The sequence below is a fragment of the Catenulispora sp. GP43 genome, from assembly GCF_041260665.1.
Lineage (GTDB): Bacteria > Actinomycetota > Actinomycetes > Streptomycetales > Catenulisporaceae > Catenulispora.
Genome location: NZ_JBGCCT010000015.1, coordinates 91,218 through 116,080, shown reverse-complemented (window position 1 = coordinate 116,080; position 24,863 = coordinate 91,218). Strand labels below are relative to the sequence as shown.

Below are 24,863 nucleotides of genomic sequence, written 5' to 3'. Positions count from 1 at the left end.
GCGATGGTGGGGCCATGGAAAACGCAGCCATCGCAGTCACCGGACTGCACAAGACGTACGGCGACAAGGTCGTGCTCGACGGCATCGGCTTCGAGGTCGCCCAGGGATCGGTCTTCTCGATGCTCGGCCCGAACGGCGCCGGCAAGACGACCACGGTGAACGTGCTGACGACGCTGATGAAGGCGGACGCCGGAACCGTGCGGGTGGCGGGCTACGACGTCGCCACCCAAACCAGGCAGGTGCGCTCGGCCATCGGCGTGACCGGGCAGTTCGCCGCGGTCGACGAACTGCTGACCGGCCGGGAGAACCTGCGGATGATGGCCGACCTGAAGCGGATCCGCTCCGCCGGCGACCTGGTCTCGCAGCTGCTGGAGCGCTTCGAGCTCACCGAGGCCGCGGACAAGCAGGCCTCGGCCTACTCCGGCGGCATGCGCCGCAAGCTCGACCTGGCCATGACGCTGGTCGGCAGCCCGCGGATCATCTTCCTCGACGAGCCGACCACCGGGCTGGACCCGCGCAGCCGGCGCACCATGTGGGAGATCGTCCGCGAGCTGGTCGCCGAGGGCACCACCATCTTCCTGACCACCCAGTACCTGGAGGAGGCCGACCACCTGGCCGACCGGATAGCGGTGCTCGACGGCGGCCGCATCGTCGCGCAGGGCACCGCCGATGAGCTCAAGCGCCAGATCCCCGGCACCCACGTGCGGCTGAGGTTCGCGACCGCCGCCGAGCTCGACAGCGCGGCGCGGATCCTGGACGGAGCCACGCGCGACGATGCCGAACTGTCCCTGCGGGTGCCGAGCGACGGCACCTCGCGCTCCCTGCGGGCACTGCTGGGCCGGCTCGACGAGCACTCGATCGACTCCGAGGAGTTCTCCGTGCACACGCCGGACCTCGACGACGTCTTCCTGGCCCTGACCGGCCACGCCACCACCGCAACCAACACCGACACCGCCGCGACCGCGGTCAGCGAGGAGAAGTAATCATGAGCAGCGTGTCCACCGCGTTCGGCGACTCCGCGATCATGCTCCGCCGCAACTTCCGCCACACCGTCCGCAACCCGATCACCGTCTTCAACGCCATCCTGTTCCCCATCGTCATGATGCTGATGTTCGTGTACGTCTTCGGCGGCGCGTTCAAGGTCCCCGGCAGTTACGTCGACTACGCGGTGCCCGGCCTGATCGTCATGGCCATCACCTACGGCCTGGGCCCGACCGCGGCCTCGGTGAACGACGACCTGACCAAGGGCATCATCAACCGGTTCAAGACCATGGACGTCTCCCGGGGCGCGGTGCTCACCGGCCACGTGGTCGCCACCACCTTCCGGGCGGTGATCGCCGTCGGGGCCATCATCGGCGTCGGTTTCGCGATGGGCTTCCGGTCCCACGGCAGCGCGCTGGACTGGCTCGCCGCGATAGGGCTGGTGCTGCTGCTGGCCTTCGCCACCAGCTGGCTCACCGTGGCCATGGGCCTGGCCGCCAAGTCGGTGGAGTCCGCCGGGCTGGCGACCGTCCCGCTGATCATGCTGCCCTTCCTGAGCAGCGCGTTCGTTCCGGCCGCCACCATGAAGACCGGCATCAAGCAGTTCGCCGAGTACCAGCCCTTCACACCGATCATCGAGACCCTGCGCGGGCTGCTGTCCGGCGGCCACATCTCCACCAGCCACACCGTGCAGGCCCTGGCCTGGTGCGTCGGGTTCGCGCTCCTGGGCTACCTGTGGGCGGTGTCGACCTTCAAGAAGCGAGCGTGACCTGAGTGAGCTCGGAGAGCTCGGTCCGCGTCCCCTCCAGAACCGCCTCGGCGAACCCCGTGTCGCCGAGGCGGTTCCGCGCTTCGGCCTCGATGCGCGCCACGTCGGGATGCGCGCTGTCCGGCAGTCCGCGCAGGGCCGCGGCCGCGCCGAGCAGCAGCGCCGCCTGCTCGGGCTGGTCGCGGCGCAGCGCCAGATCCGCCAGTCCGACCACCGCCATGGCGGTCAGCAGCGGGAGCCCCACCTCGTTCGCCGCCGCCAGCGCCGCCGCGCCGTGCGCCCGGGCCTGGTCCAGGTCGTCGGTGACCCGGGCGAGCAGGTCGAGCCGCAGCGCGCGGTAGTGCGCCTGCTCCGCCTCGGCGCCGAGCAGGGACGTGGCCGCCTCGATCTGCTGCCGGGCCCCGGCCGGGTCGCCGGCCCAGCGGGCCAGGTCCACCTTCGCCAGCGCCAGCTCGGCCAGCGCGCCGGGCCAGGTCACGCGCTGCGCGCTCCGCTCGCCGTCGGCGATCGCGGCCGCCGCGGCGTCCCGGTCCCCGGCCATCCAGAGCATCAGCGCCTGCCGGGCCCGCATCCGGATGACCTCCTCGGGGGCGCCGACCTCGGCGACGACCGCGACCGCCTCCCGGTAGAGCTCGGCGGCTCTGGCGAACTCGCCGCGCACCGCGATCCGGTCGGCCAGCTCGGTCAGGCCCAGGGAGATCCCGAACCGCTCGCCGAGCGCGCGGAACTCCCGCAACGCAGTCTCCAGGTGCTCGTCCGCGTCCAGCCCGCCGTGGCCGTACATCACCCGGATCTTCCCGGTCTGGAGCCGGGCCAGCGCGCGCACCCAGGGATCGTCGTCGTCCAGCTGCGGCTCGAACGCCGACAGCGCCTCGGCCGGGTTTCGGAGCATGCGCTCCAGCGGCTCGACGAGCGCCATCCCGGGGTGCTTGCGGGTCCCGGGCTCGACCTGGTGGCTGGCCTCGTAGGCCTTGTGGATCCAGTCCTCGGCGGAGTGCTCGTCACCGCGGCCGGAGGTCACGAACATCACGATCAGCGCGTAGACCAGCGCCCGGACCTCGGCCGAGGTCCGGCCGGGCAGCGCGGCGGCGGCGGTGAGCAGTTCCAGGCCCTCGGTCCGGTACCCGGCCAGCCACCAGTACCAGCCGGAGGCGGCCCCGAGGCGCATCGCCGGCTGGGCTTCGCCGGCCGCGAGCGCGCCGCGCATCGCGGCGGCGATGTTGTCGTGCTCGGTCTGGAGCGCCGCGAGCCACGCCACCTGTTCGCGCAGACGCAGGCGCGGCTCGGCGGTCTCGGTCAGCAGGGTGAAGAAGTCCAGGTGGGCCTGGCGGGCCGATTCCTGTTCGCCGGCTTCGGCGAGGCGCTGCCCGGCGTACTCGCGGATCGTGCCGCTCATCCGGAAGCGCGGGGCGTCGCCCTCCATGTCGTCCGCCACCAGCAGCGACTTCTCGGTCAGCGTGGTCAGGTGCTCCAGGACGAAGTCCGGCTCGATCTCCTGGCCGGAGCAGACGTGCTCGGCCGCCTCCACACCGGCCCCGCCGGCGAACACCGAGAGCCGGCGCAGCACCGCGCGTTCGTCGTCGGACAGCAGCTCCCAGCTCCAGTCCACCACCGCGCGCAGCGTCCGGTGCCGCGGCAGCGCGATCCGGCTGCCGCCGGTGAGCAGCCGGAACCGGTCGTCCAGGCGGCCGGCCAACTGCTCCACCGACATGGTCCGCAGCCGGGCCGCGGCCAGTTCGATGGCCAGCGGCATGCCGTCCAGCGCCCGGCATACCCGGGCCATCGTCGCCAGCTGCCGCACGTCCACGGCCAGGTCCCGGCGCACGGCCTGGGCCCGGTCCCGCAGCAGCCGCACGGCGGGGGAGGACTCGATCTCCTCCGGCGTCGCGTCCTCGGCCGGCAGTGCCAGCGGCGTCACCGGCCACAGCACCTCGCCGGTGATGCCGAGCGGTTCGCGGCTGGTGGCCAGGATCCGCAGCTCCCGGCACTCGCCGAGGACCCGGTGCGCGAACAGCGCCGCCGACTCGATGACGTGCTCGCAGTTGTCCAGGACGATCAGGGCCCGCCGCTCGCGCATCGCCGCGATGAAGCGCTCGGTCGGCCCGGCGCTCGGGTTCTCGCCGTGCAGGGTGTCGCGCAGGCCCAGTCCGGACAGCGCGGCCTGGGCCACGTCGGCGTCGGGCCCGATCGCCGCGAGTTCGACCAGCCAGGCCCCGTCCGGCAGCCCGCCGAGCGCCGCGCGCGCGGTCTCCACGGCCAGCCGGGTCTTCCCGGCGCCGCCCGGACCGATGACGGTGGCCAGCCGGTTCCCCTCCACCAGCGCGCGGACCGCCGCCACCTCGGCCTCCCGGCCGACGAAGCTGGTCAGCTCGGTGCGCAGGTTGGTCTTGCGGGTCTCCTCCCGGCGGCCGCCGAGTTCGCCGCGCAGCAGGGAGACGTGCAGCGCCGAGAGCTCCGGGGAGGGATCGACGCCGAGCTCGTCGGCCAGTGCCTCCCTCGTGCGCTGATACACCTGCAGCGCCTCGCTGTCGCGGCCGGCGGCGTTGAGCGCGCGCATCAGGGCCGAGACCAGCCGCTCCCGGGTGGGATGCGCGGCGACCAGGTCGGTCAGCTCGGTGACCAGCCCCGCGCCGCGCCCGAGGGCGAGTTCGGCGTCGAAGCGCTCCTCGCCGGCGGTCAGCCGCAGTCCTTCCAGCCGGACCACCACGGCCTCGAAAGCACCGCTTTCCTGAAGGCCGACGTCCTGCATCGCATCGCCCCGCCAGAGCGCGAACGCCTCACGCAGCAGCCGGGCCCGCTCCGAGACGTCCTGGCCGGCGGCCTGGCTCGCGCTCACCAGGCGCTCGAAGCGCACCGCGTCCACGGCGTCGGGGTCCACGGCCAGGCGGTAGCCGTCGGTGAGCCCGTCGATCGCCGTGTCCGGCAGAGCTTTGCGCAGCCGGGAGACCAGGCGCTGCAAGGCGTTGGCGGCGTCGGCCGGCGGGTTCTCGCCCCAGACCCAGTCCACCAGCGAGGCCTTCGGCACCACCTGGTTCGGCCTGAGCGCGAGCGCGATCAGCACCCCGCGCAGCCGCGCGCCGGGCACGTCGGCCGAGCCGCCGGCCTCGGTGCGGATTTCCAAAGGCCCCAGCATCGCGATCTGCACGCGCCGATCCTGCCATGGGCGGCGGGGAGTGGGCATCGGCGTCACTGTGAGCGATCGGCTGGTCGACCGGGCTGCTATGCCGACGGGTCCCCGACCGCGTCGGCCAGCGCGGTGCGGGCCAGATCGCGCAGCCAGGCGTGCGCGCGATCGGTGTCATAGCGCTGATGCCAGGACAGGTACACCGCCACCGCGGGCAGATCGAGCGGCAGCGGGAGCGCGACCAGGCCGAGGCCGGCGATCGCGCGGCGCGTGGTGGATTCCGGGGCGGTGACCACGAGGCCGCAGTCCCGGACGAACTCCAGCGCGGCGGCCTGCGACGGCGCGGTGGCCACCACCCGGCGGGCCAGGCCGAGCCCGGCGAGCGCTTCGTCGAGGACGCCGCTGACGTTGCCCCGGCGCGAGACGGCGACGTGGTCGGCCGCGGCGTACCCCTCGGCGCTTGGCGCGTGGCCGCGGGCCAGCGGATGATCCGGCCGCACGACGACCACCTGCGCGGTCTCGGCCACCTTCGCGGCGCGGACGTCCGCGCCGGTCGGCGGGTTCGCGTTGGCTTCCAGGTCCACCTCGCCGCGCCGCAGCCCCGGGGTGTCGACGCTGGACTCGGCGACGAACCGCAGCCGTACGCCCGGCGCCTGCTCGCGCACGGCCGCCAGCAGCGCGGCGCCGCCGAACGCGACGAGCGAGTCGTGCCAGCGCAGCGTGAACGTGCGTTCCAGGGTGGCCAGGTCCAGCTCGCGGCTCGGCGCCAGCACCCCCTGGACCTGCTGCAACAGCGCGTGCACCGGCTCGCGGACGGCCAGCGCGTAGGGCGTCGGCGTCATCGTGCGGCCGGTGCGCACCAGGATCTGGTCGCCGGTGGTGCGCCGGATGCGGCCCAGGCTGCGGCTCATCGCGGGCGCGGTGACGTGCAGGCGGTCGGCCGCGCCGGCCACGCTGCCCTCCTCGAGCAGGGCGTCGAGGGCGGCGAGCAGGTTCAGGTCCAGTTGCATGGCAGTCATCTTAGAAGTGCCTGACATGCGCTTGAAGTCAATGATGAGCTTCGCCGTGGCGATCGCTCGGCGCGGGGAGCGGGTTGGAGTCCGCTTACCCGACCGGCACCCCCACCCGCGCCTCCTCCAACGCCCGCCGCAACTCGCCGAGCGCCGCCCCCACCGCGTCGACGCGCTCGGCGCCGAGCGTCGCGGTGATCAGCTCCTCCAGGTGCCCGTGGAACGTCTGCTCGGCCTCCGCCACCAGCGCGGCGCCGCGGTCGGTGAGGCTGATCAGCGAGGAGCGGCGGTCGGCGGGGTTGGGCAGCCGCGCGACCCAGCCGGCCGCCTCGTGCCGGTCGACGCCCTTGCTGGCCGCGCCGATGCCGATGGCGAAGGCCGTGGCCAGGTCGGCGACCCGGGACTTCGGGTGGTCGCGCAGGAAGCGCAGCATCTCGAACTGCGAGGCGACGATCCCGTGCTCGGCCCGGAGCCGGTCGGTGACCGCGTTGTAGATCCGGGTCTCGCAGCGCACCAGGTCGTCGAAGAACGCGGCGAGGTCGGAGCGGCCCGAGGGGCCGCCGGTTGCCGAAGTAGATGCCACGGCATATATTTTCTCATACATGCCTGGGAATGTACTTCCTGGGCATATACATGCCGACGACTCCGAGGAGACCCCCGATGACCTGGGCACAACGACGCGAGCTGGACAAGATGCTGCGCAAGGAGGCGAACGGCTTCACACCTGTGCCCGTCGAGCGCATGCGGGCCGGCTTCGCCGCGATGATGGCGGGGTTCCCGATCCCGGCCGGAGTCCGCCGCACCCCGACCGAGCTGGCCGGACGTCCCGCGATCCGGGTCGAGCCGGAAGACGCCGGCACAGCGCGTCCGGGGACCATCCTGTACTTCCACGGTGGATCCTTCGCGCTGGGCTCGCCGGAGACCGGGATGGTGAACACCGCCGGCCTGGTCCGCCGCACCGGCGTCACCGCGATCTCCCTCGACTACCGGCTGGCGCCCGAGCACCCGTTCCCGGCCGCGATCGAGGACTGCCTGGCCGCCTACCGCAGCTTGGTGGATGCCGAGGCCGGCACCGATCCGGCCTCGATCGCCTTCGCCGGCGACTCGGCCGGCGGCAACCTGGCGGTGACGACCAGCCTGGCCGCCCGCGACGCCGGACTGCCGCTCCCCGCCGCGATCGTGGCGTTCTCGCCGGGCCTGGACCTCACGCGCACCGGCGCCACGATGACCACCAAGGCGGACATCGACCCCTACTTCACCGCCGAGGGCATGGCCTACACCGGCGGGATGTACCTGGCCGGGCAGGACCCCGCGCAGCCGCTGCTGTCCCCGGCCGTGCTCGGCGGCCTGGCCGGCCTGCCGCCGGTCCTGCTCCAGGTCGGCACGAACGAACTGCTGCTCGACGACGCGGTGCGGTTCGCGGCGCGCGCCGTCGAGGCCGAGGTCGACGTGATCCTCGACGTCACCGCCGGGGTGCCGCACGTGTTCCAGGCCTTCGGCGACGCGCTGGACGAGGCGGGTCAGGCCCTTGACCGTGCGGCGCTGTTCCTCGCGCAGCACCTCGGGCAGCCCGCGGCCCGCACGGCCGCGACCCGTTCGGAGTATCCGATTGTGTGATCGACGCACGGCGGTGGAAGCGCTCACGTAACGATCAACGATTGCGCGCCCGCTGTACGGAGGCTCACCATGCCGCGGCAATACCGAAAGGACATTGTCAAAGAAGCATGCCCGCGCGCCGCCCCCCGCATAGGCGGACTACCCCGATGCGCCGACGCGGATTAAGCCCCCATTGCGACCCGCAGATTAGCGAGAGTCTGGCGCTGAAGCCGGGAATGGATTTAACTACTCCTCAGATTTCCTGGCTACGGTCCCTCGCATCGCCGTCGCCGCATCAGCGACGCACCTCTCACCAACGGATCGGCATGACGGGAATTCGTGAGTCCAGCGCCGGCGAGCCTCTCGTCGCGGCGGCTGTCACCGTGACGCAGCCGAGCACGGTCGACGGACCTCGCGGCGGCGGCCGAGGCGGTGGAGGCGGGCGCGCGCGGGTCGTGGCCGGGAGGCGGACCGGACGGTGGCGCGGCCGGGCCTGGAAGCACCGGCCGCGTGCGCTGACGGTGGTGGCCGTGATCGGCGTCCTGCTGTTCTCGCTGTGGGGCATCGGCGGACCGCTGTTCGGCGCCTCGACGCTGACCCCGACCGACGAGATGGTCACCAACGGGCCCTGGGTGAGCTCCGGCTTCGCCGGGACCGTGCCCTCGAACACCTACCTGGACGACATCTACACCTCCGAGCTGCCCAGCGAGATGCTGTTCAAGCAGCAGCTCGACCACGGCAAGGTGGCGCAGTGGAACCCCTACGGCGCCGCCGGCAGCGCGCTGGGCGCCATCCCGGACTACGCGTTCTACTCGCCGCTGACGCTCCCGTTCTACGTGATGCCGAGCTGGCTGGCCCCGGCGTACGAGCGGCTGCTGGAGATCGTGTGCGCGGTCGGCGGTACCTTCCTGTTCCTGCGCCGGGTCTCGCTCTCGCGGCCGGCCGCGCTGTTGGGCGGCATCACCTTCGCCGGCAGCGGCTTCATGGTGGCGTGGCTGGGCTTCCCGCAGACGCGCGTGGCCGCCTTCATCCCGGCACTGTTCTGGACCGTCGAGCGGTTCGTCCAGAAGCGTCGGCCCCGGGACGCGGCGCTGGCGGCGCTGCCGGTGGCGGCGCTGTTCCTGGGCGGCTTCCCGTCGGTCGCCGGATACGCGCTGCTGACCTCCGTCGCCTACGCCTTGGTCCGGCTGGCCGGCGAGTACCGCTCGGACCTGCGGCGGCTGGTGCGGCCGGTGCTGTATCTCGGCGCCGGGATGGCCGCGGGCATCGGTCTGACGCTGTTCCAGCTGATGCCCTTCCTCCGGTTCTTCGGGACGTGGATGATCGAGGGCCGCAGCCAGTCGGCGACGGCCACCCTGCCGGTCTCCAGCGCGCTCACGATGGTCGCGCCGTGGTCGCTGGGAACGGTCGACGAGCACGATCCCGTCCAGTTCGTGCTGAAGACCAACATGGTCGAGGCCGTCGCCTACCTCGGGGCGGCGGCCGTCGTGCTGGTGGTCGTGGCCATCGCGATGCCGCGCCGCGGCCGCGGGCTGATGCCGGTCGGCACCTGGCTGTTCTTCATGGCGGCCACGGTGGCCTGGATCGAGCTGATCTACCTCGGCGGGCCTCCGCTGGAGCTGTTCCAGAAGCTGCCGGGGCTGCGGACGCTGTTCGAGCAGAACTTCATAGGCCGGGCCAGAAGCATCCTGGGGTTCCTGCTCGCGGTGCTGGTGGCGGTCGGCTTCGAGGTGCTGGTCCGGATGCGGGCGCAGGAGCCGAGGACGGCCCGGGCCGCGGCGTCCTCGAAGGGGCGCAGGCTGGCGGCTGCGCTGACGGCGTGGACGGCATGGCCCAAGCGGCGGTTGTGGACCACGGCGGTCGTCACCGGCTTCGTGGCGTTCGCGGCGGCCATGGTGGTGCACGGCCGCAGCACGGTCCACTACTCCGCCGGGACCTCCGGGCAGGACGCCGGCAAGGCGCTGGACCTGTACTGGAGCCAGATCCGCAGCGCGGGCGTCATCGTCGTGATCGCCGTGGCCTGCGTGATCGCGCTGGTCGTGGCCGGCCGCCAGGCGTTCGCCGGCCGGCGGGAGGCCTCGGCGCTGCGCTTCGGCGCCGCGGCCACGCTGATCGTGATGACCGCGGTCCAGGGCGCGCAGTTCATGGACGGCTACTACCCGAAGGCCGACAAGGCCACGTTCTACCCGGTCACCGACACCCACACGTTCCTGGCCGACAACCTCGGCGAGCAGCGCTACGCCTCCTCCTACGACGCCATCACCTTCGGCACCTCGACCGCGTACGACCTGCGGTCGGTGAACGGCCACAACTTCCTGAACGCCGACTTCGCGGCGCTGATGCAGGGCGTGCCGGACGGGGCCGTGCCCTATCCGACCTACGTCGACTTCCAGGCGCACGACGTCAAGCAGGTCACCAGCCCGGTGCTGGACCGGCTGGGCACCAAGTACTGGGTCTCCGGCCCCACCGACGGCGTCTTCGGCACGGTCGTCGACGCGCCGCGCAGCGGCACGACGCAGCTGATCCCGGGCAAGCCGGTGACCGTCCCGATCACCGGCCCGGTGCGCGGCATCGGGTTCACGCCGGAGGGGTCCGTCCCCTGGAGCATCGCGGGATTGACCAAGGACACCACGGTCGACGTCGTGATCCGGGACGCGAACGGCAAGCAGGTCGCCGCCTCCAGCCGGCTGACCGGGGCCCGGGCCGGAACCCCGTTCCAGGTCGCGGTCGCCGCCGACACCCTGCCGGCCGGCACCCCGCTGACCGCGACCATCACGCTGCACGCCGACTCCCCGCTCACCGTGGACGCCGACAACGGCGTCCCGGCCGTCGACACCATCAGCCCCGCCGACGACGGCCTGCGCCTGGCCTACGTCGGCTCGTCGGTGATCTACGAGCGGATGAACGCCCTGCCGCGCATCCGCTGGGCCTCGCAGAGCACCGTCGTCCCCTCGCAGGACCAGCGGGTGACGATGCTGGCGTCCGGGACGGTGGCGGACGACGCGGTCGTGCTGTCCGATCCGGGACCGGCGGCGTCCGGCCGGCCGGCGTCGGTCCAGGTGCTCGCGGACGGTACGGACTCGATCACCACGACGGTCGACGCGCAGGGTTCGGGCTACCTGGTGGTCGCCGACGCCGACCAGGTGGGCTGGCAGGCCGCCGTCGACGGTCGCCGGGCCGATCTGGTGAAGGCCGACCAGGGGCTGGTCGCGGTGGACGTCCCGGCCGGGACCCACACGGTTGCCCTGCGGTATAGCCTGCCGCAGCAGACCGTCGGCACCTGGGCCTCAGGCGCCGTCGGACTTTCGTTGGCGGCGGTGCCGGCCGGCGAGTGGTGGTGGGAGCGCCGCCGGCGTCGTCCGGGGGATCCCGACGTCGTCGCGGCCAGACCGGGGGATGAGGCGTGATGAGAGATTTCCGGGGCACGTTGGTTTTCTGTTTATGAGGAAGGGTTTCACTTCGTGACGATCGCAGACTTGGACACAGCGGCCGCCCGGGACCTCGAGGATGCGAAAGTCCGGCCGCATGTCAGTGTGGTTCTGCCGTGTTTCAACGAGGAGGCGCACGTTCTGCTGGAGATCCAGCGGATCTGTGCGGCGTTGGACGCCATGGACTACCCGTACGAGGTGCTGGCGATCGATGACGCTTCCACGGACAAGACGCTGGAGGTGTTGCGCAAGGCGGAGATCGAGTATCCGTCGGTGAAGGTGGTGGCCTTCAACCGGAACGGCGGGGCCGGGACGGTGCGGCGGATCGGGTCGAAGATGGCCCGGGGCGACATCGTGGTGTGGACCGATGCCGACATGTCGTATCCGAACGAGCGGATCCCCGAGTTGGTGGAGATGCTCGATTTCGATGCGGACATAGATCAGGTGGTGGGTGCTCGCAAGGCCGAGATGGGGTCGCACCGGTTGTTGCGGATCCCGGCCAAGTGGGTGATCCGCAAGATCGCGGAGAAGCTGACCAACCAGAAGATCCCGGACTTGAACTCGGGGCTGCGGGCGATGCGGCGTGAGGTGGCGCTGCCGTATCTGCGGCTGCTGCCGCCCGGGTTCTCCTGTGTCACCACGATCACGTTGGCGTTCATGTCCAACCAGCATCCCGTGGTGTACATGCCGATCGACTACGCGAAGCGGGCCGGCAAGTCGAAGTTCCGGTTCGTGACCGACGCCTACCGGTACATCCTGCAGGTGCTGCGGATGGTGATGTACTTCAACCCGCTGAAGGTCCTGATGCCGCCGGCACTGTGGCTGATCGGGATCGGCGTTGTGAAGGCGGTGTTCGACCTGGTGGTGCATCCGTTCCGGTTCGCGCAGAACACTGCGCTACTGCTCTTGTCAGGACTTATCATCGCGTCGATGGCTCTGCTGGCGGACCTCATTGTGAGGTCGCGACCCGAGTAGGTGCGAGCTGATCAACTTCTGGGGCGGGCTCGAACTGATCGGGGACCGCTGGAGATACACCGGGATGTGGCAGGGGATCGTCGCGGTACTGGCGTTGGGGATGTCAGTGCTCGCGTATTTCGGTTACGCGCATTCCCGCGACGATTTGGCGGCCGACAAGAAGATGTCCGTTTGCGGCCCTGATGTTCAGAGCGGGTGTTTGGTGGAATCGACCGCCACCGGCCCGTTTCTCAAAGCAGCTCGTCGTGCGCGTCCGGCACGAACACCACCGCGATCGCCTCCGCGTGCTCCGGCTCCTCCGGATCGGCGACCACCTTCGCCATGATCGTGGCCTCGTAGTTCTCCGGATCCATCGCCAGGATCTGCTCGAGTACCTCCGCGGCCTCGGACAGCGCGCCGTACTTGACCAGGGTGAAGGCCGCGAGCCGCAGCTTCTCGATGGTCACCGGCTCGGCCGGTTCGCCGTCGCCGCGGATTTCCACGCACTTGTCGAGCATCGGCTGGAACCGCTTTGGCGGCCCGAACAGTTGCAGGCCCAGGATGATGCCCGGAACCGTCACCGGGTCGCGCATCGGGGTGGCCAGGGCCGTCTCGAAGTCGGCCATGGCCTGGTCCCACTTGCCGAGCTGGAAGCGGATCTGGCCCAGGACCGCGGTGCGGTCGCCGCCGACGTCGGGCAGCTCGATGCGCTGGATCAGGCGCTCGGCGGCGCGGTGGTCCTGGTAGGCGAGCATGTAGAGCGAGCCGAGCTGGAACAGCGTGGTCGTCTGGGTCGGCGCCACGCGCAGGATGGCCTTGTAGGCCTGTTTGGCCTCGTCATTCATGTGCAGGCGCTTGTAGACGTCGGCGGCGGACGTCAGGGCCCCGGGGTCGTCGCCGGCCAGCTCGATCGCGTCCTTCGCGGCGGCCACGGCCTCGTCGCGGCGGCCCGTCTCGGCCAGGATCCGGCCTTGCAGGGACACCGATTCGCTGGCGTCCGGGAAGCGGCGCCGGCCCTCGGTGGCGAGTTCGAGGGCCTCGTCGAGGCGTTCCAGGTCCTCCAGGCCGTAGACGGTCCAGCGGAACAGCGCGGGGGTCGCCTCGCCCTCCTCGACCAGCGGCAGCCCCAGCGCGACGAGGTCTTCGTAGCGGTCGTCGTCGCTGGCGATCTCGGCGGCCAGCAGACGGGCCGGGACCAGCGTCGGGTCCGCCGCCAGCATCGCGGTCACGAGCGCCCGGCAGCGGTCGCGCGAGTCCTTCGACCAGGCATGGTTGTACACGGCCGCGCGCCACATCGACGCCGCGATGCGCGCCTGCCGCCGCAGCAGTTCCCGGTCCGTCCCGGCGGTGCCCGGAGTGCCCAGGTCGGGGATGTCCAGCGCCTGGCAGCCGAGGGTGTAGACGTCGAGCATCGGCGCCGGAAGCCCTTGCGTCTCCAGGGTGTCCAGCACTTCGCGGACCCGGTACGGCTTCGGCCTGAGGCGCAGCGCCGAGGTGAACGCCTCGCGGGCGCGCTCGATGGCCCCGAGCCGGAGCTTCACGATACCGGCCTGGATCAGGAACGCGGTGTTCAGCGGCTCCAGCTGGAGCGCCTGCTCCATGGCGGCCTCGGCTTCCCGCCAGCGGTACTCGTCGACCAGGACCATGGCCCGGGCCTGGAAGCTCTCGCCGACCTGCGGGTCCACCTCGATCGCCCGGTCGGCCGCGGCCAGCGCCTCGGCCCGGCGCCCGGGGAAGCGGTCGAGCACCTGCGCGTACAGCCGCAGCACCCGGCCCTCGTCCGGCGCGATCTCCAGCGCACGCTGAAGCAGAGCGAGAGCTTCGTCGAACTCCTGCTCCTGCTTCTGGACCAGCGCCGCGCGGTAGAAGCCCTCGGTGTCCTGCGGCCAGCGCGCGATCACCAGCCGCGCGGTCTCCAGCGCCTCCGCGCGGCGGTCGACGAGGTCGAGCAGCCACGCCAGGTTCGCCAGCGCCCCGAAGTGCTCCGGATCGGCCGCCAGCACCGTGCGCAGCATCGGCTCGGCCTCGGCGTAGCGTTCCAGCCGGATCAGGGCGACGGCGCGTTCGACGGCGGCCCGCAGCGATTCCTCGTCCGCCATCACAGGTCCTTTGCGCCCTTGCGGTTCTTGAAGAACGCCGCGAGGTCGTCGTACGCGCCGCCCTCGTTCGCGAACAGCGCGACCGAGCGCGCGGCGTCGAACCACGGCCCGGTCGAGGGGCGCACGTCCTTCAGCGCGGCCTCGAAGTCGGGCATCCCCATCATCCGCACCTCGCCGGTGCGCACCGCGTCGATCAGCGCGTTCTCGGTCGCCGTCTCGCACAGGTAGGCCAGGTCCGCCCCGGAGAACCCGTCGGTCCGCGCCACCAGCGACTCCAGGTCGACCCCGGCGATCGGCCGGTCCCGCAGGTGGTAGCGCAGGATGTCCGCGCGGGCCGGGGCGTCCGGCGGCAGCACGAGCACGGTCCGGTCGAAGCGGCCGGGACGGCGCAGCGCCGGGTCGACGTCCCACGGGGCGTTCGTCGCGCCGAGCACGAACACGCCCTCGTTGTCCGCCCCCACCGAGTCCAGCTCGGCGAGGAACTGGTTGACCACGGTCCGCATCATCGAGTTGCGGGTCTGGCTGCGCCGCTGGCCCAGGGCGTCGAGCTCGTCGAAGAAGAGCACGCACGGCGTCTGCCGCCGGGCCAGCTCGAACAGCTCGCTCAGGTTCTTCTCCGACGCCCCGAACCACAGCTCCAGCACCTCGGAGATGCCCACGGAGATGAAGGACGCGCCGATCTCGCCGGCCACCGCCCGCGCGATGAAGGTCTTGCCGCATCCGGGCGGGCCGTAGAGCAGCAGACCGCCGCGCAGCGACTTGCCGTAGATCCGGCGCAGCTCGGGATTGCGCATCGGGGCCAGGAACGAGACCTGGAGGCGTTCCTTGACCTCGGCCAGGCCGCCGACGTCGGCCAGGGTCAGGGCCGGGCGCTCGACCTCGTGCGCCGGGACGCCCCGCGGGTCCTCGCCCGCGTCGTCGGCGGCGACCGGCTTGGCTGCGGAGGTGAAGCGGGGCGGCGGGGCGATGTCGCCGAGTTCGGCCTCGGCGGCGGACCAGTCGAAGGCGGAGGCGGGGTCAGACGCGGAGTCGGAGGCGGAGTCGGTTTTGGGGGCCGGGGCCGTGTCTTCTTCGCCGGACGAGGCTGCCGGTGCCGCTTCGGCGGTTGTCTCGGGGGTCGCCGTTCCTGTTCCCCCGCTCAAGGCCGAGAGCATCAGCCCCCTGGCTCGCGCCGACCCCGGCTCCAGCCGCAGCGCCGCACCGAGCTCGACGATCGCCCCCTGCGTGTCACCGGCCCCGATGAGCGCCTCGGCGAGCGCGACCCGGAATTCGGCTTGCTCCGGTGCGGAGCGCACCGCTTGCCGCAGCGCGTTGATCAGAGGGCTTTCCCCGTCGGACATGGACTCTCCCCTCCCGGCGAATCTCCCGCGAGCATAGTGGCTGCGGGTGATCAGAGGGCCGCGTCGTCGTAGTCCCCGTTCAGCAGGGCATTGATATCGACGGGGCGGCCCAAGGCCGAGGACACGTAGACGGCGCGCACGATCGCCACCGCCATGAGCCCGTCCTGGACGGTGACGCCGGGCGGCCGGCCGGTCTCGATGGCCTCGGCCACGTCCTGGTACTGGCGCAGGTGGCCGACGACCATCGCGTCGGCGGCCTTGGGGTGGCCGCGCAACTCCGAGGCCGGTACCACGTCGGCCGCCTGGTTGTCGGGCTCGGCGCCGCCGTAGGGCCCGGCGGTGGTGCCGCCGCCGTGCCGGGCGACGTGGAAGTACTCCAGCTGGTCGTCGTGCAGGACCGCGGAGCCCCGGCTGCCGTGGATCTGCAGCCGCACCGACAGGCCGGGGTAGGCGGCGGTGGTGGCGTGCAGGACGGCCAGCGCCCCGGACGCGAAGCGGATGGTCGCGGTCGCGACGTCTTCGACCTCGATCGCCTCGTGCGCCAGCAGGGCGGTGTGCGCGGACACCTCCACCGGCCGGCCGAGCAGCCAAGCCAGCAGATCCACGGTGTGCACACCCTGGTTCATCAGAGCGCCGCCGCCGTCCAGGGCCCGGGTGCCGCGCCAGGGCGCCGAGTCGTAGTAGTCCTGGCCGCGCCACCACGCGACGGAGGCGACCGCCGAGGTGACCCGGCCCATGCGGCCCTCGGCCACCGCCGCCGCGACCACCGCGGCCGCCGGGTCGAAGCGGTGCTGGCTGACGACGCTGCACAGCACCCCGCGCCGCGCGGCCCGCTCCGCGAGCGCGGCCAGCCGGCGGGCCTGCGGAAGCGAGACGTCGACGGGCTTCTCGACCAGGACGTGGACCCCGGCGGCCAGTGCCTCGGCGACGGCGGCGGCGTGCAGACCGCTCGGGACGCAGACGGCGACCAGGTCGATGCCGCCGGCGGCGAGGGCCTCGGCCAGGGATGCGAACTCGGCCGGCGCGAGGGAGCGGGAGGGGTTTGCGGAATCGGGAGCGGGAGCGCCGACAGCCTTGGCGGCTTCAGCGGCTTCAGGCGTTTCGGCCGTTTCAGCCGGTTCGGCTGCTTCAGCTGCTTCATCGGCTTCAGCGGCGTTTCCGATGTGCTCCACCAGCTTCCGGCGCGCGGCGGCATCCGGATCGATGATCGCCGCGACGTGGAGCCGCGGATGGCGGCGCACGGCCTCGGCGTGGATGAGCCCGATCGTCCCGGCGCCGACGATGGCGACACCGATCATGCGGTCGCCACCCCGATCGTGTCGAGCAGGCCGGTGAAGGCCCGCGCCGCCCGGCCGAACAGCGCGGGGCCGGAGAACCCGCCCATCGCGTGCCCGAGCGCCAGATGCGGCTCGAGCGAGGCGAAGCCGGCGTAGCCGTCGTCCCGCAGCGCGGTCAGGGTCTGCAACACCTGCCCGTCGCCCTCTCCGGCGGGCACCACCTCGCCGGTCGCCGCGATGGCGTCCTTCACTTGGAGGTACTCGAGGTGCGGCCGCAGCATCGCGTAGCCGTCGGTGAACGGCGCCACCCCGACCTGCACGAAGTTGGCGCTGTCCCACGCCACCTTCAGCGCGTCCGAGCCCACCGATTCGATGAGGTCCAGGACGCGCTCGGGGATGTCGCCGTAGATGTCCTTCTCGTTCTCGTGCACCAGGACGACCCCCTCCCGCTCGGCCATCCGTGCCAGGCCGCTGATGTGCTTGAGCACCGGATCGCGAACGTCTCGCGCGCTCATCCCGTCCGGCCGGTAGAAGGAGAACATCCGGATGTAGCGGGCCCCGAACCGCTGCGCGACCGCGATGGCCCGCGCCAGCCGCCGCGCCTCGTCCTCGGGATCCCCGACGATGCTCACCTTCCCGATCGGCGAGGCGATCGCGGAGACCCCCATTCCCCACCGCTCCAAGGCCGCGGCGAGGGCGTCGACCTGCTCGTCGGCCAGATCGACGACGTTGGTGTCCCAAGCCCCGCGCACCTCGACGTGCCGCGCCCCCAACGCCTGCAACACGGCGAACTGCACGTCGGGGTCGGGCCCGATCTCGTCGCCGAACCCGCTGAGCGTCCAGGTCACGGGATCCGGTGTGTCTGTTCGGCTCATCGCAGCTCCTCTGTGGTCCACCAGGCCTGCTCAGACCTTCACTCAGACCTTCACGGTGAACCAGTACCCGACGAACTGCTCCTCGATCTCCTCCCACATGGTCGCCGCGAGCCGCGACGCGGTCCGCTGATACTCGCCCAACGCGTCGCCGCCGGCCACTGTGCGCAGCGCGAGGCCGTCGTATGCGTCCTCCAGGTCGCGCAGTCGGCCGCGCCACAGACGGTCGAGGACGGAGAGCATGACGCGCCGTCTCAGCCCGGCGGCCGTGTCCGGGCCGAGCTCCGCCTCGCGAGTCGTATCGGCAGCCCGGACGTCGCGCACCACCGCCTCGACGAGGTCTGCTCGGGCCTTCGAGGTGGGAGAACCGGCCAGGCCCGCCGCGATCGCGTCGCGGCTGATCGTGGCCGGGCAGAGGCGGCCGAGCGCCTGCACCAGCCGGTCCACGTCCTGCGGGCCGGTGCGGGCGGCGAGGACCAGGGTCTGTATGACGCTTTGGATGATGCCGTCCATCCGGTCCGGCGGGATCCCGTCCCGCAGCACCTCCTCGCGTCTGGCGTAGACCGCCGCGCGTTGCTCTTCCCGCACCGCGGAGAAGCGCAGATGCTGGGTCAGCGTTTGCGTTCGGTGCGCCGACACCGCGTTGAGTCTGGCTACGAGCGAGCGCGTGAGCGCGAAGTTGGGGCCGATGGGCTCGTCCTTACCGGTGCCGGTGAGCCGCTGGACCGTCTTCGTGGTCTTCAAGAGCGTGTCGTCGAGGGAGAAATAGAAGGCTGATTCGCCCGGGTCGCCGCCGCGCCCGGCGCGTCCGCGCAGGTGCAGCTCCATCCGCCGGGAGTCCAGCGGCCCGACGCCGAGCACGTAGAGCCCCGCGCCCTCGGGCTCGGCGAGCCGGATGTCGACGCCGCGCCCGGCCATGCGGGTCAACACCGTGATCGCGCCGGGCCGGCCGGCGCGGGCGATGATCTCGGCCTCCCGCTCGTGGCTCCGGGCGTCGAGAATGGCGTGCTCGATGCCGGCGGCCAGCAGGGTCTGGGAGATCCGTGCGGCCATCTCGTCGGACGCCGTCCCGACCAGCACCGGCCGTCCAGCCGTGCGCTGGGTCTGGACGGTCTTGCGGACGGCGCGGAGCATGGCGCCGTCGTTGGCGAATATGGTCGGATCGTGGTCGACACGTCGGACCGGGTGATGCGGCGGGACGATGACACACTCCATGCCGTACAAGTCTTGGTAGGCGTCGGCCTCCCCTTCGATCACGCCGGTCATCCCTGCAAGCCGCGAGTACAGCCCGAGATAGGCGTGGACATCGATGGCCGCCAAGCACTGCTGTTCGGGCCGGACCTTCAGGCCCTCCTTGGCGTCCAGCGCCTGATCCAGGCCGCCGCCGTGGGTCCGGTCGGGGAGCAGCCGCTGGGTGGTCGTGTCGATGGTCTGGACGGCCCCGTCCACGACCGCGTAGTCGCGGTCTTTGACGTACAACTCCTTCGCCCGCAACGCCAGGCTCACCCGGTGCGCCAGACCCACGTCGCCGCCGTTGTACACGGGCCCGCCGTACCAGTCCTCGATCACCGCCATGCCCCGCTCCGTCGGCGCGACGGTCCAGCGTGTCTTGTCGACGACGTAGTGCACGCCCGGTTCGAGCCGTGCCGCCAGTGCCGCCGGACCGGCGTAGTCGATCCCGAGGTCGGCCTTCTTGAAGGTCTGCGGCAGGGTGCCGGCCTCGTCGAGCATGACGAGGTCCGCCTCGTCGACGACCGCCGAGAAGCGGTCCCGTTGCACAACCTGGCTCTGCTCACGGACCAGGTGGTCGCGCAAGTAGTCGTAGGCGAACTCACCCGCGGTGCCGTACACGACGTCCGCGGCGTAGAGACCTTGCCGCTCGACCTGGCCGCCGCCCCTGGCCAACAGGACACTGCGAAAGCCGAGCAGGCCGTACACCGGCCCCATCCACTCGGCGTCTCGCGCGGCGAGGTAGTCGTTGGCGGTCAGGACGTGGACGCCCCGGCCCGTCAACGCGTGCAGACTGGTGGTCAGGACCCCGGTCAGCGTCTTGCCCTCACCGGTCTTCATCTCCACGGCCGCGCCCAGATGCAAGGCCGCGCCGCCGATGAGCTGCTCCGCATAGGGACGCTCGCCGAGCGTCCGCACCGATGCCTCGCGGACGATCGCGAACGTCTCCGGAAGCAGAGCGTCCAGGCTCTCGCCGTTCTGATGGCGCTGTTTCAGCGTATTGATCGCCTGCCGGAGCGCGGCATCCGACAAGCGGCGCGTCTCCTCCTCGGCGAGGTCGACCACGTGTGCCCAACCGCGGCATCGCTCAAGCGTGCTCTGAGCCTTCCCGCCCCCGAATCGCCGGAACTTCGACATGGCAGAACGGTACTGATGACCGCCTGTCTGCGGAGGACAGAAAGCCTGTCTGTTCAGGGAACGACCTCAGCCGACAGCCCCTGGCCGTGAGAACGGCCAGGGGCTGCGCGTCGGACACGCCGGCGGCGCGGGACAGCGGGGCCCCGTCGGGCTCAGAGCCCGGCTTCCAGCAGGGCCTGGATGGCCTTCGTCCGCTCCTCCACATGGTGGGTGTTGCTGTCCGACATGTGGTCGAGCGTCAGCACGCCGTCGGCGAAGGTGAAGCCCGTCGGGCTGAAGTACTGGCCGGAGTTCTTCACGACCACCTTCGACACCCCCTCGCGCAGCGCGTCCTTGCCCATGTCGTCCACGCCGATCGCGCCGAACGCGTCCAGCAGCGGCTGGAAGAACACCGCCGGGAAGTACTCGGCGTAGCGGTCGGCGTAGTCGGGGACGGCCAGCTCGTCCCACGCGATGTCGATGGAGACCTCGAAGCCCGCGGCCTCGTCGATCCGCGACTTCCAGCCGGGGTAGTCCTCGTTCTTGAACCGCTCGGCGCTGCGGCGTTCTGCCAGGCCCATCCGAACCCTCCGAAAGGTGTTGTTGTTCCGTGTGCGGTGAAGCGACCCCGAGTTTTGCGTGCTCGGGGCCGCCCCGCATCGGCGAAACCACTGGGCCGACCACGCAGACGTCGGCACGCAGGAGGAGCGAGGGACAGGGGAGCGGAGGAGCGGCGGCTCAGAAAGTCCGCGGACGCGACGCGCGGTCGCCGTCCAGCAGCGCGCGGGTCAAGGAGGCGCGGTTCGGCACGTCGAGCTTGCGGTAGATCTGGCGCAGGTGCGACTCCACGGTCCGCACACTCAAGAACAACCGCTCGGCGATCGCCGGGTTGGTCATGCCCCGGCTCACCAAGTCGGCGATCTCCTGCTCGCGCGCGGTCAGGGGCGCCGACACGGACGACGTCTCCGGCCGCGCGTAATCCAGGACGGCCAGACGCGACCGGTACCGGGCGACCTCCGCCGCCAGCCGCCCCGCCCCGCACTGCTCGGCCAACAACGCCACCCGGTCCAGCCAGCCGGACGCCGGATGCGCGTTCCCCGCCCGCAGCGTGAACTCGGTCGCCGCCAGCAGCGTCCGGCACACCTCGATCCGCTCACCGCGCGCCGCGAACTCCCGGACCGCTTCCTGCGCACGCGTCAGGGCCGCGTCGTAGTCGCCGAGCGCGGCGTACGCCCACATCCGGGTACGCACCACGTAGGCACGCAGCGTCGAAGGGTGCTGCGGAGCGCTCTCGGCGAGGTCGGCCCACCGCTCGGCCCGCACGCCCTCGCCCACGGTCATGGCGATCTCGGCCAGGGTGTCGCACCAGCGGGGACGGCGCCACGGGCTGATCCCCGCCAACTCCTCCCCGGCGGCTTCGAGCAGCAGCGAACGCGCGCGCAGCGGATCGCCGGTGAACAGGACCAGCTCGGCGTGGAAGCAGCGCACCGCCACGGCCCAGGACGTGGTCGAGCTGCCGGTGAGCGCGAGCGCGCGGTCCGCCTCGGCCCGGACCCGCTCGGCGTCGCCCGGCTCGTCGCGCCAGTACAGCGTGGCGGCGCGCACGTTCGCCGCGACCGCCGCCTCGGACGTGTTGCCGCCGTGCTCGTCGGGAGCCCGCCGGCGCCGGGCGATGCGCTCCAGGGTGACCAGGGCCGGGTTCAGCTTGCCGAGCCGGCACTGGGCGTTGGCCAGCACGGTCAGCAGCGAGGCGTCGAGGTAGTTCTGGCCGGTGCGCCGGCCCAGGGCCTCGGCCCGCGCCAGGTGGCGCTCGCTGTCGGCGAGGCGGCCGAGCAGCCCCTCGGTCATGCCCAGTTGCAGCGAGGCGAGCAGGTTCGTCAGCAGCGTGGTGTCCGAGGCGGCGTCGATGAGCTCGGCCGCCTTCGTGGCGCGGACCAGCGCGGTGGCCTCGTCGCCGGTGAACAGGTGGCCGAGCGCGGACTGGGCCAGGGCGTGCGCCTCGCCGACGCGGTCCCCGTGCCGGGCGGCCAGGGCGGCGGCGGTCTCGGCGTGCAGCCGGGAGTTCTCGTAGTCCTGGACGTCGTACGCGGTGTCGGCCAGTTCGGTGTGCAGCGCGGCGGCGGTCGCCGAATCGGTCTGGGCCAGCGCGGCCAGACCGGAGCGGGCCAGCGCCCCGGCCTCGACGTGCCGCCCCAGCCGCCGCTCGAGCCGGCTGGAGTCGAGCTCGGCGCCGCCGGGGCGGTCCGCCGGGCCGGCCGAGCGCAGCGCGTCGAGCAGAGCCCGGCCCTCGGCGAGCTCGCCGGTCAGCAGGCGCGCGCGGGCAAGCAGGACGTTCACCTCGTGCGCGTGGTCGTTTCCGGTGCCCAGCAACGGCAAGGCGGCTTGCAGGTATTCGGCTGCCGTGGCCGGCGAGGTGTAGATCACCCCGCGCGCCGCCGCGATCAGCGTGGTCAGATGTTCAGGGTTCTGCGGATCCGCGGCCTTGGCGATGTGCCGCGCGCGCTGGCCGACGGTACCGCCGTTCCCGGTGAGCGCGTCGGCCGCCCGCCGGTGCAGCGCGAGGCGCAGGCTGGGCTCCAGCCGCTCGTAGACGGCCTCGCCGAGCACCCGGTGCCGCAGCGCCAGGTGCGGCCCGCGCTCGGCCGGGCGGATCAGGTCGGCTCCGGCGAGCTGGTCGAGCGCCCGGACGGCCGCGGCCTCGTCGAGCTCCGCGACCCCGGCCAGCAACGCCATGGAGAACGCTTCGCCGAGCACCGCCGCGGCCCGCACCGCCGCCAGCGCCCCGGGCTCCAGACCGGCCAGCTCGGCGAACAGCGAGGCCCCGGCCTCGGCGGTGGCCCCGGTGTCCCGCAGCGCGCACAGCACCTTGATGTACTGCGGATTCCCCGCGGCCTCGCGGTGGATCTCATCGGCGTCCGGGCGCTCGCCGAGCAGCCCCGAGGCCTGCTCGCGGGTGAGCGGATCCAGCGGCGCGAACCGGAGCAGCCCGGACGCGGCGTCGGCGAGCACGGCGGCCGGCCCCGGGGCGAGCTGGCGCCGCCGGTAGGCCAGCACGCACAGCACCGGCCCGTTCGCCGCGCAGCGCAACAGCGCCGCGGCCAGGCCCGCCTCGTCCGCGCCGAGCAGATGGAGGTCGTCCACGGTCACCAGGACCGGCTGCCCGGCGGCGGTGTGGACGCCGACGGCCTCGACGACCCGCGCGCACGCCGCACTGATATCAGGATTCTGTGTCAGGTCCGAGCCGCGGGCCGCGACCACCGCCACGCCGGCCCCGCGCGCCGTGTTCGCCGCCGCCCACAGCACCGCGCTCTTGCCGATGCCCGGCTCGCCGGGCAGCGCCACCGCGGTTCCCACGCCGGCCTTCAGCTCGCCGACGGCCGACTCCAGCAGGCGCAGGTGCCACTCGCGCGCGATCAGAGTGTCGACCATGGGGTGAGCCTACGGCCTGCGAGGTGGCGTCTACAGCGCGAACAGCCAGAACCACTGGTTCTGGTCGCCGGTGTTGCACGGGGCCATGGTGAGCCATCCGTGGGCACCGGAGCCGGCCAGGCACGTCCCGGTCTTCTTGTTCTTCAGCACGCCGTAGGTCGTGTTGCCCGGGACGCTGGTCAGGGTCCACTGCTGGAAGTCGACCGTCAGGTGCGCCTGCAGACCCGCGACCCCGTTCCAGTCGTCGGAGATGTCGACGTCGGTGTTGTTCGGGTCGTTGTTCTGGTCCACTTGCAGGACCTTCGTGCCGGCGCTCTCCGGCTGGTCGTTGGACTGGATGACGATGCTGCCGTCGGCGTAGACCCAGACGGTCCAGGTCTGCGCGTCGTTGTGCAGGGTGTCCCAGAGGTCTATCTGCTGGCCGTCGGTGAAGTTGTTCTGGTACACGTCGACCGAGTCGTTGGTCGCGGAGTTGAGGATGTTGGTCGTCTTGATCTGCGCCGGCTTCGGCGGCGACGAGGACGTCGGCGCCGCCGGGGGAGCCGCGCTGGAGGAGTGCGTGGCGGGCGGCGAGGCGGCCTTGGACGTGGTCGGCGCGGGCGGTGCGGCCTGGCTCGGTGCCGAAGTCGGCGCCGGCTTCGGTGACGGGCTGCTGGAGGAGGCCGGCGGGGTCGGCTGGATGACGATCACGGTGGGTGCGGTGGCCGCGGCGGGTTGGGGTGAGGCTTGGGCGCTGGTGGCGAAGGAGGGGCGGATGCCGAACCACAGGGCCAGGATCGCCACGGCCGCTGCCGACAGGAACATCAGCAGGCGCTGAAGCCAGCGGGGCAGCAGTGCCGACTGCATATACGTGCCCTGCAAGCTGATCGGCTGCCCCAGCCCGGAGGGTGTCACCGTCAGGTTGTACTGGTGCTTCGCCTTGACGCCGAACCACAGCACCCGCCCCGGCCGCACGGTGAATTTGGTGAATTGCGCGCGTCCGGGTTGCAGGCGCAGCGCCGGGGTGCGGATGTCGACTTGCAGGTTGGTGTTGGTGGAGGTGGTCGAGACGGCGGCGCTGGTGGCGACGTTGGAGAAGTTGTCGACGGCGAGTTTGACGCGGCCGCGGTGCCAGCCTCGGGTCTGGGTCGGGAGGAGTTCGGCGCGCAGGTCGGCGAATTCTGCGACGCGCAGGGTGCCTTCGATGGCGTGGGTGTTTTCGCGGTCTTCGCGGGGGGTGACTTTGACCGCGTAGGGCTGGGGTCCGGCTTGGGCTTCGGCGCTGCGGGGCGGGGTGAAGGTGAGTTGTGCGGTGCCGGTGGTGCCGGGGTACAGGCGCAGAGTCTGCGGTTCGATGGCGGCCCATTGTCCGGGGTCGCCGGTGGCCTGCAGGTGGTATTCCTCGACGATTTCGGCGGTGTTGCGCACGGTGATGGTCACCGTGGCCTCGGCGCCCGGTTCGACGTCCGCCGTCACCGGGTTCAGGTCAACCCACACGATCCGTTGCTCCCCGCCCGCTGACGATCTGTATTCTTTGCGGACACCCTACGGGCTGGTCAGGGCAGGTACGGCGGTCGTTGAGGTTCCCGGCCCCGACGTCCCGTCCCGCATGCCCGTTCGGGCAACGGCCGATGCCCTTGGGGCCGTCGGCGTGCCCTG

16 protein-coding genes are annotated in these 24,863 nt (G+C 71.9%); 5 read left to right on the top strand and 11 right to left on the bottom strand.

The window, feature by feature from the left end:
- The first annotated feature begins 14 nt into the window (after positions 1 to 14).
- Both ABH926_RS28325 and ABH926_RS28320 read left to right on the top strand, forming a co-directional pair.
- Positions 15 to 983 carry an ATP-binding cassette domain-containing protein gene (locus ABH926_RS28325; RefSeq protein ID WP_370368863.1) on the top strand — a complete coding sequence of 323 codons (969 nt, stop codon included), beginning with the start codon at positions 15 to 17 and terminating at the stop codon, positions 981 to 983.
- Between the two features lie 2 nt (positions 984 to 985).
- Positions 986 to 1,750 carry an ABC transporter permease gene (locus ABH926_RS28320; protein WP_370368862.1) on the top strand — a complete coding sequence of 255 codons (765 nt, stop codon included), beginning with the start codon at positions 986 to 988 and terminating at the stop codon, positions 1,748 to 1,750.
- Here ABH926_RS28320 and ABH926_RS28315 read toward each other — a convergent pair.
- From ABH926_RS28315 to ABH926_RS28305, 3 genes are all read right to left on the bottom strand, one after another.
- Complete coding sequence (locus tag ABH926_RS28315) at positions 1,734 to 4,895, bottom strand: BTAD domain-containing putative transcriptional regulator (RefSeq protein ID WP_370369014.1); 3,162 nt, start codon at positions 4,893 to 4,895, stop codon at positions 1,734 to 1,736. The genes ABH926_RS28320 and ABH926_RS28315 overlap by 17 nt on opposite strands.
- Positions 4,896 to 4,969: 74 nt before the next feature.
- The gene (locus ABH926_RS28310) at positions 4,970 to 5,884 is read right to left on the bottom strand and encodes a LysR family transcriptional regulator (RefSeq protein WP_370368861.1); all 915 of its coding nucleotides are present in this window, start codon (positions 5,882 to 5,884) and stop codon (positions 4,970 to 4,972) included.
- A 94-nt stretch (positions 5,885 to 5,978) separates the two neighbouring features.
- A complete protein-coding gene (locus ABH926_RS28305; protein ID WP_370368860.1) occupies positions 5,979 to 6,488 on the bottom strand; it encodes a MarR family winged helix-turn-helix transcriptional regulator in 510 nt (169 codons plus the stop codon).
- Between the two features lie 56 nt (positions 6,489 to 6,544).
- Between ABH926_RS28305 and ABH926_RS28300 the strand changes: the two genes are divergently transcribed.
- The 3 genes from ABH926_RS28300 (at position 6,545) to ABH926_RS28290 (ending at position 11,883) form a co-directional block, all read left to right on the top strand.
- Positions 6,545 to 7,501, top strand: a complete 957-nt coding sequence (locus tag ABH926_RS28300; RefSeq protein WP_370368859.1) for an alpha/beta hydrolase — start codon at positions 6,545 to 6,547, stop codon at positions 7,499 to 7,501.
- Positions 7,502 to 7,806: 305 nt separating this feature from the next.
- Positions 7,807 to 10,887, top strand: coding sequence for a YfhO family protein (locus ABH926_RS28295; protein ID WP_370368858.1), 3,081 nt, complete (start codon positions 7,807 to 7,809; stop codon positions 10,885 to 10,887).
- A 60-nt stretch (positions 10,888 to 10,947) separates the two neighbouring features.
- A complete protein-coding gene (locus ABH926_RS28290) occupies positions 10,948 to 11,883 on the top strand; it encodes a glycosyltransferase family 2 protein (RefSeq protein ID WP_370369013.1) in 936 nt (311 codons plus the stop codon).
- Positions 11,884 to 12,113: 230 nt separating this feature from the next.
- Here the strand turns inward: ABH926_RS28290 and ABH926_RS28285 are convergent, their stop codons facing one another.
- From ABH926_RS28285 to ABH926_RS28250, 8 genes are all read right to left on the bottom strand, one after another.
- Complete coding sequence (locus ABH926_RS28285; RefSeq protein WP_370368857.1) at positions 12,114 to 13,961, bottom strand: tetratricopeptide repeat protein; 1,848 nt, start codon at positions 13,959 to 13,961, stop codon at positions 12,114 to 12,116.
- Complete coding sequence (locus tag ABH926_RS28280; RefSeq protein ID WP_370368856.1) at positions 13,961 to 15,301, bottom strand: AAA family ATPase; 1,341 nt, start codon at positions 15,299 to 15,301, stop codon at positions 13,961 to 13,963. Before ABH926_RS28280 ends, ABH926_RS28285 begins: the two co-directional genes overlap by 1 nt.
- Before the next feature lie 50 nt (positions 15,302 to 15,351).
- Positions 15,352 to 16,599 (bottom strand): Gfo/Idh/MocA family protein, encoded by a 1,248-nt coding sequence (locus ABH926_RS28275; protein ID WP_370368855.1) that lies wholly within the window; start codon positions 16,597 to 16,599, stop codon positions 15,352 to 15,354.
- Positions 16,596 to 17,453, bottom strand: a complete 858-nt coding sequence (locus ABH926_RS28270; RefSeq protein WP_370368854.1) for a sugar phosphate isomerase/epimerase family protein — start codon at positions 17,451 to 17,453, stop codon at positions 16,596 to 16,598. Before ABH926_RS28270 ends, ABH926_RS28275 begins: the two co-directional genes overlap by 4 nt.
- A gap of 42 nt (positions 17,454 to 17,495) precedes the next feature.
- Positions 17,496 to 19,817, bottom strand: coding sequence for a hypothetical protein (locus ABH926_RS28265; protein WP_370368853.1), 2,322 nt, complete (start codon positions 19,815 to 19,817; stop codon positions 17,496 to 17,498).
- 152 nt (positions 19,818 to 19,969) lie between these two features.
- On the bottom strand, positions 19,970 to 20,377 hold the full coding sequence (locus ABH926_RS28260; protein ID WP_370368852.1) for a hypothetical protein: 408 nt from the start codon (positions 20,375 to 20,377) through the stop codon (positions 19,970 to 19,972).
- Positions 20,378 to 20,534: 157 nt separating this feature from the next.
- Positions 20,535 to 23,225, bottom strand: coding sequence for a LuxR C-terminal-related transcriptional regulator (locus ABH926_RS28255; RefSeq protein WP_370368851.1), 2,691 nt, complete (start codon positions 23,223 to 23,225; stop codon positions 20,535 to 20,537).
- A 30-nt stretch (positions 23,226 to 23,255) separates the two neighbouring features.
- Positions 23,256 to 24,701, bottom strand: coding sequence for a hypothetical protein (locus ABH926_RS28250; protein WP_370368850.1), 1,446 nt, complete (start codon positions 24,699 to 24,701; stop codon positions 23,256 to 23,258).
- Positions 24,702 to 24,863: the final 162 nt, after the last annotated feature.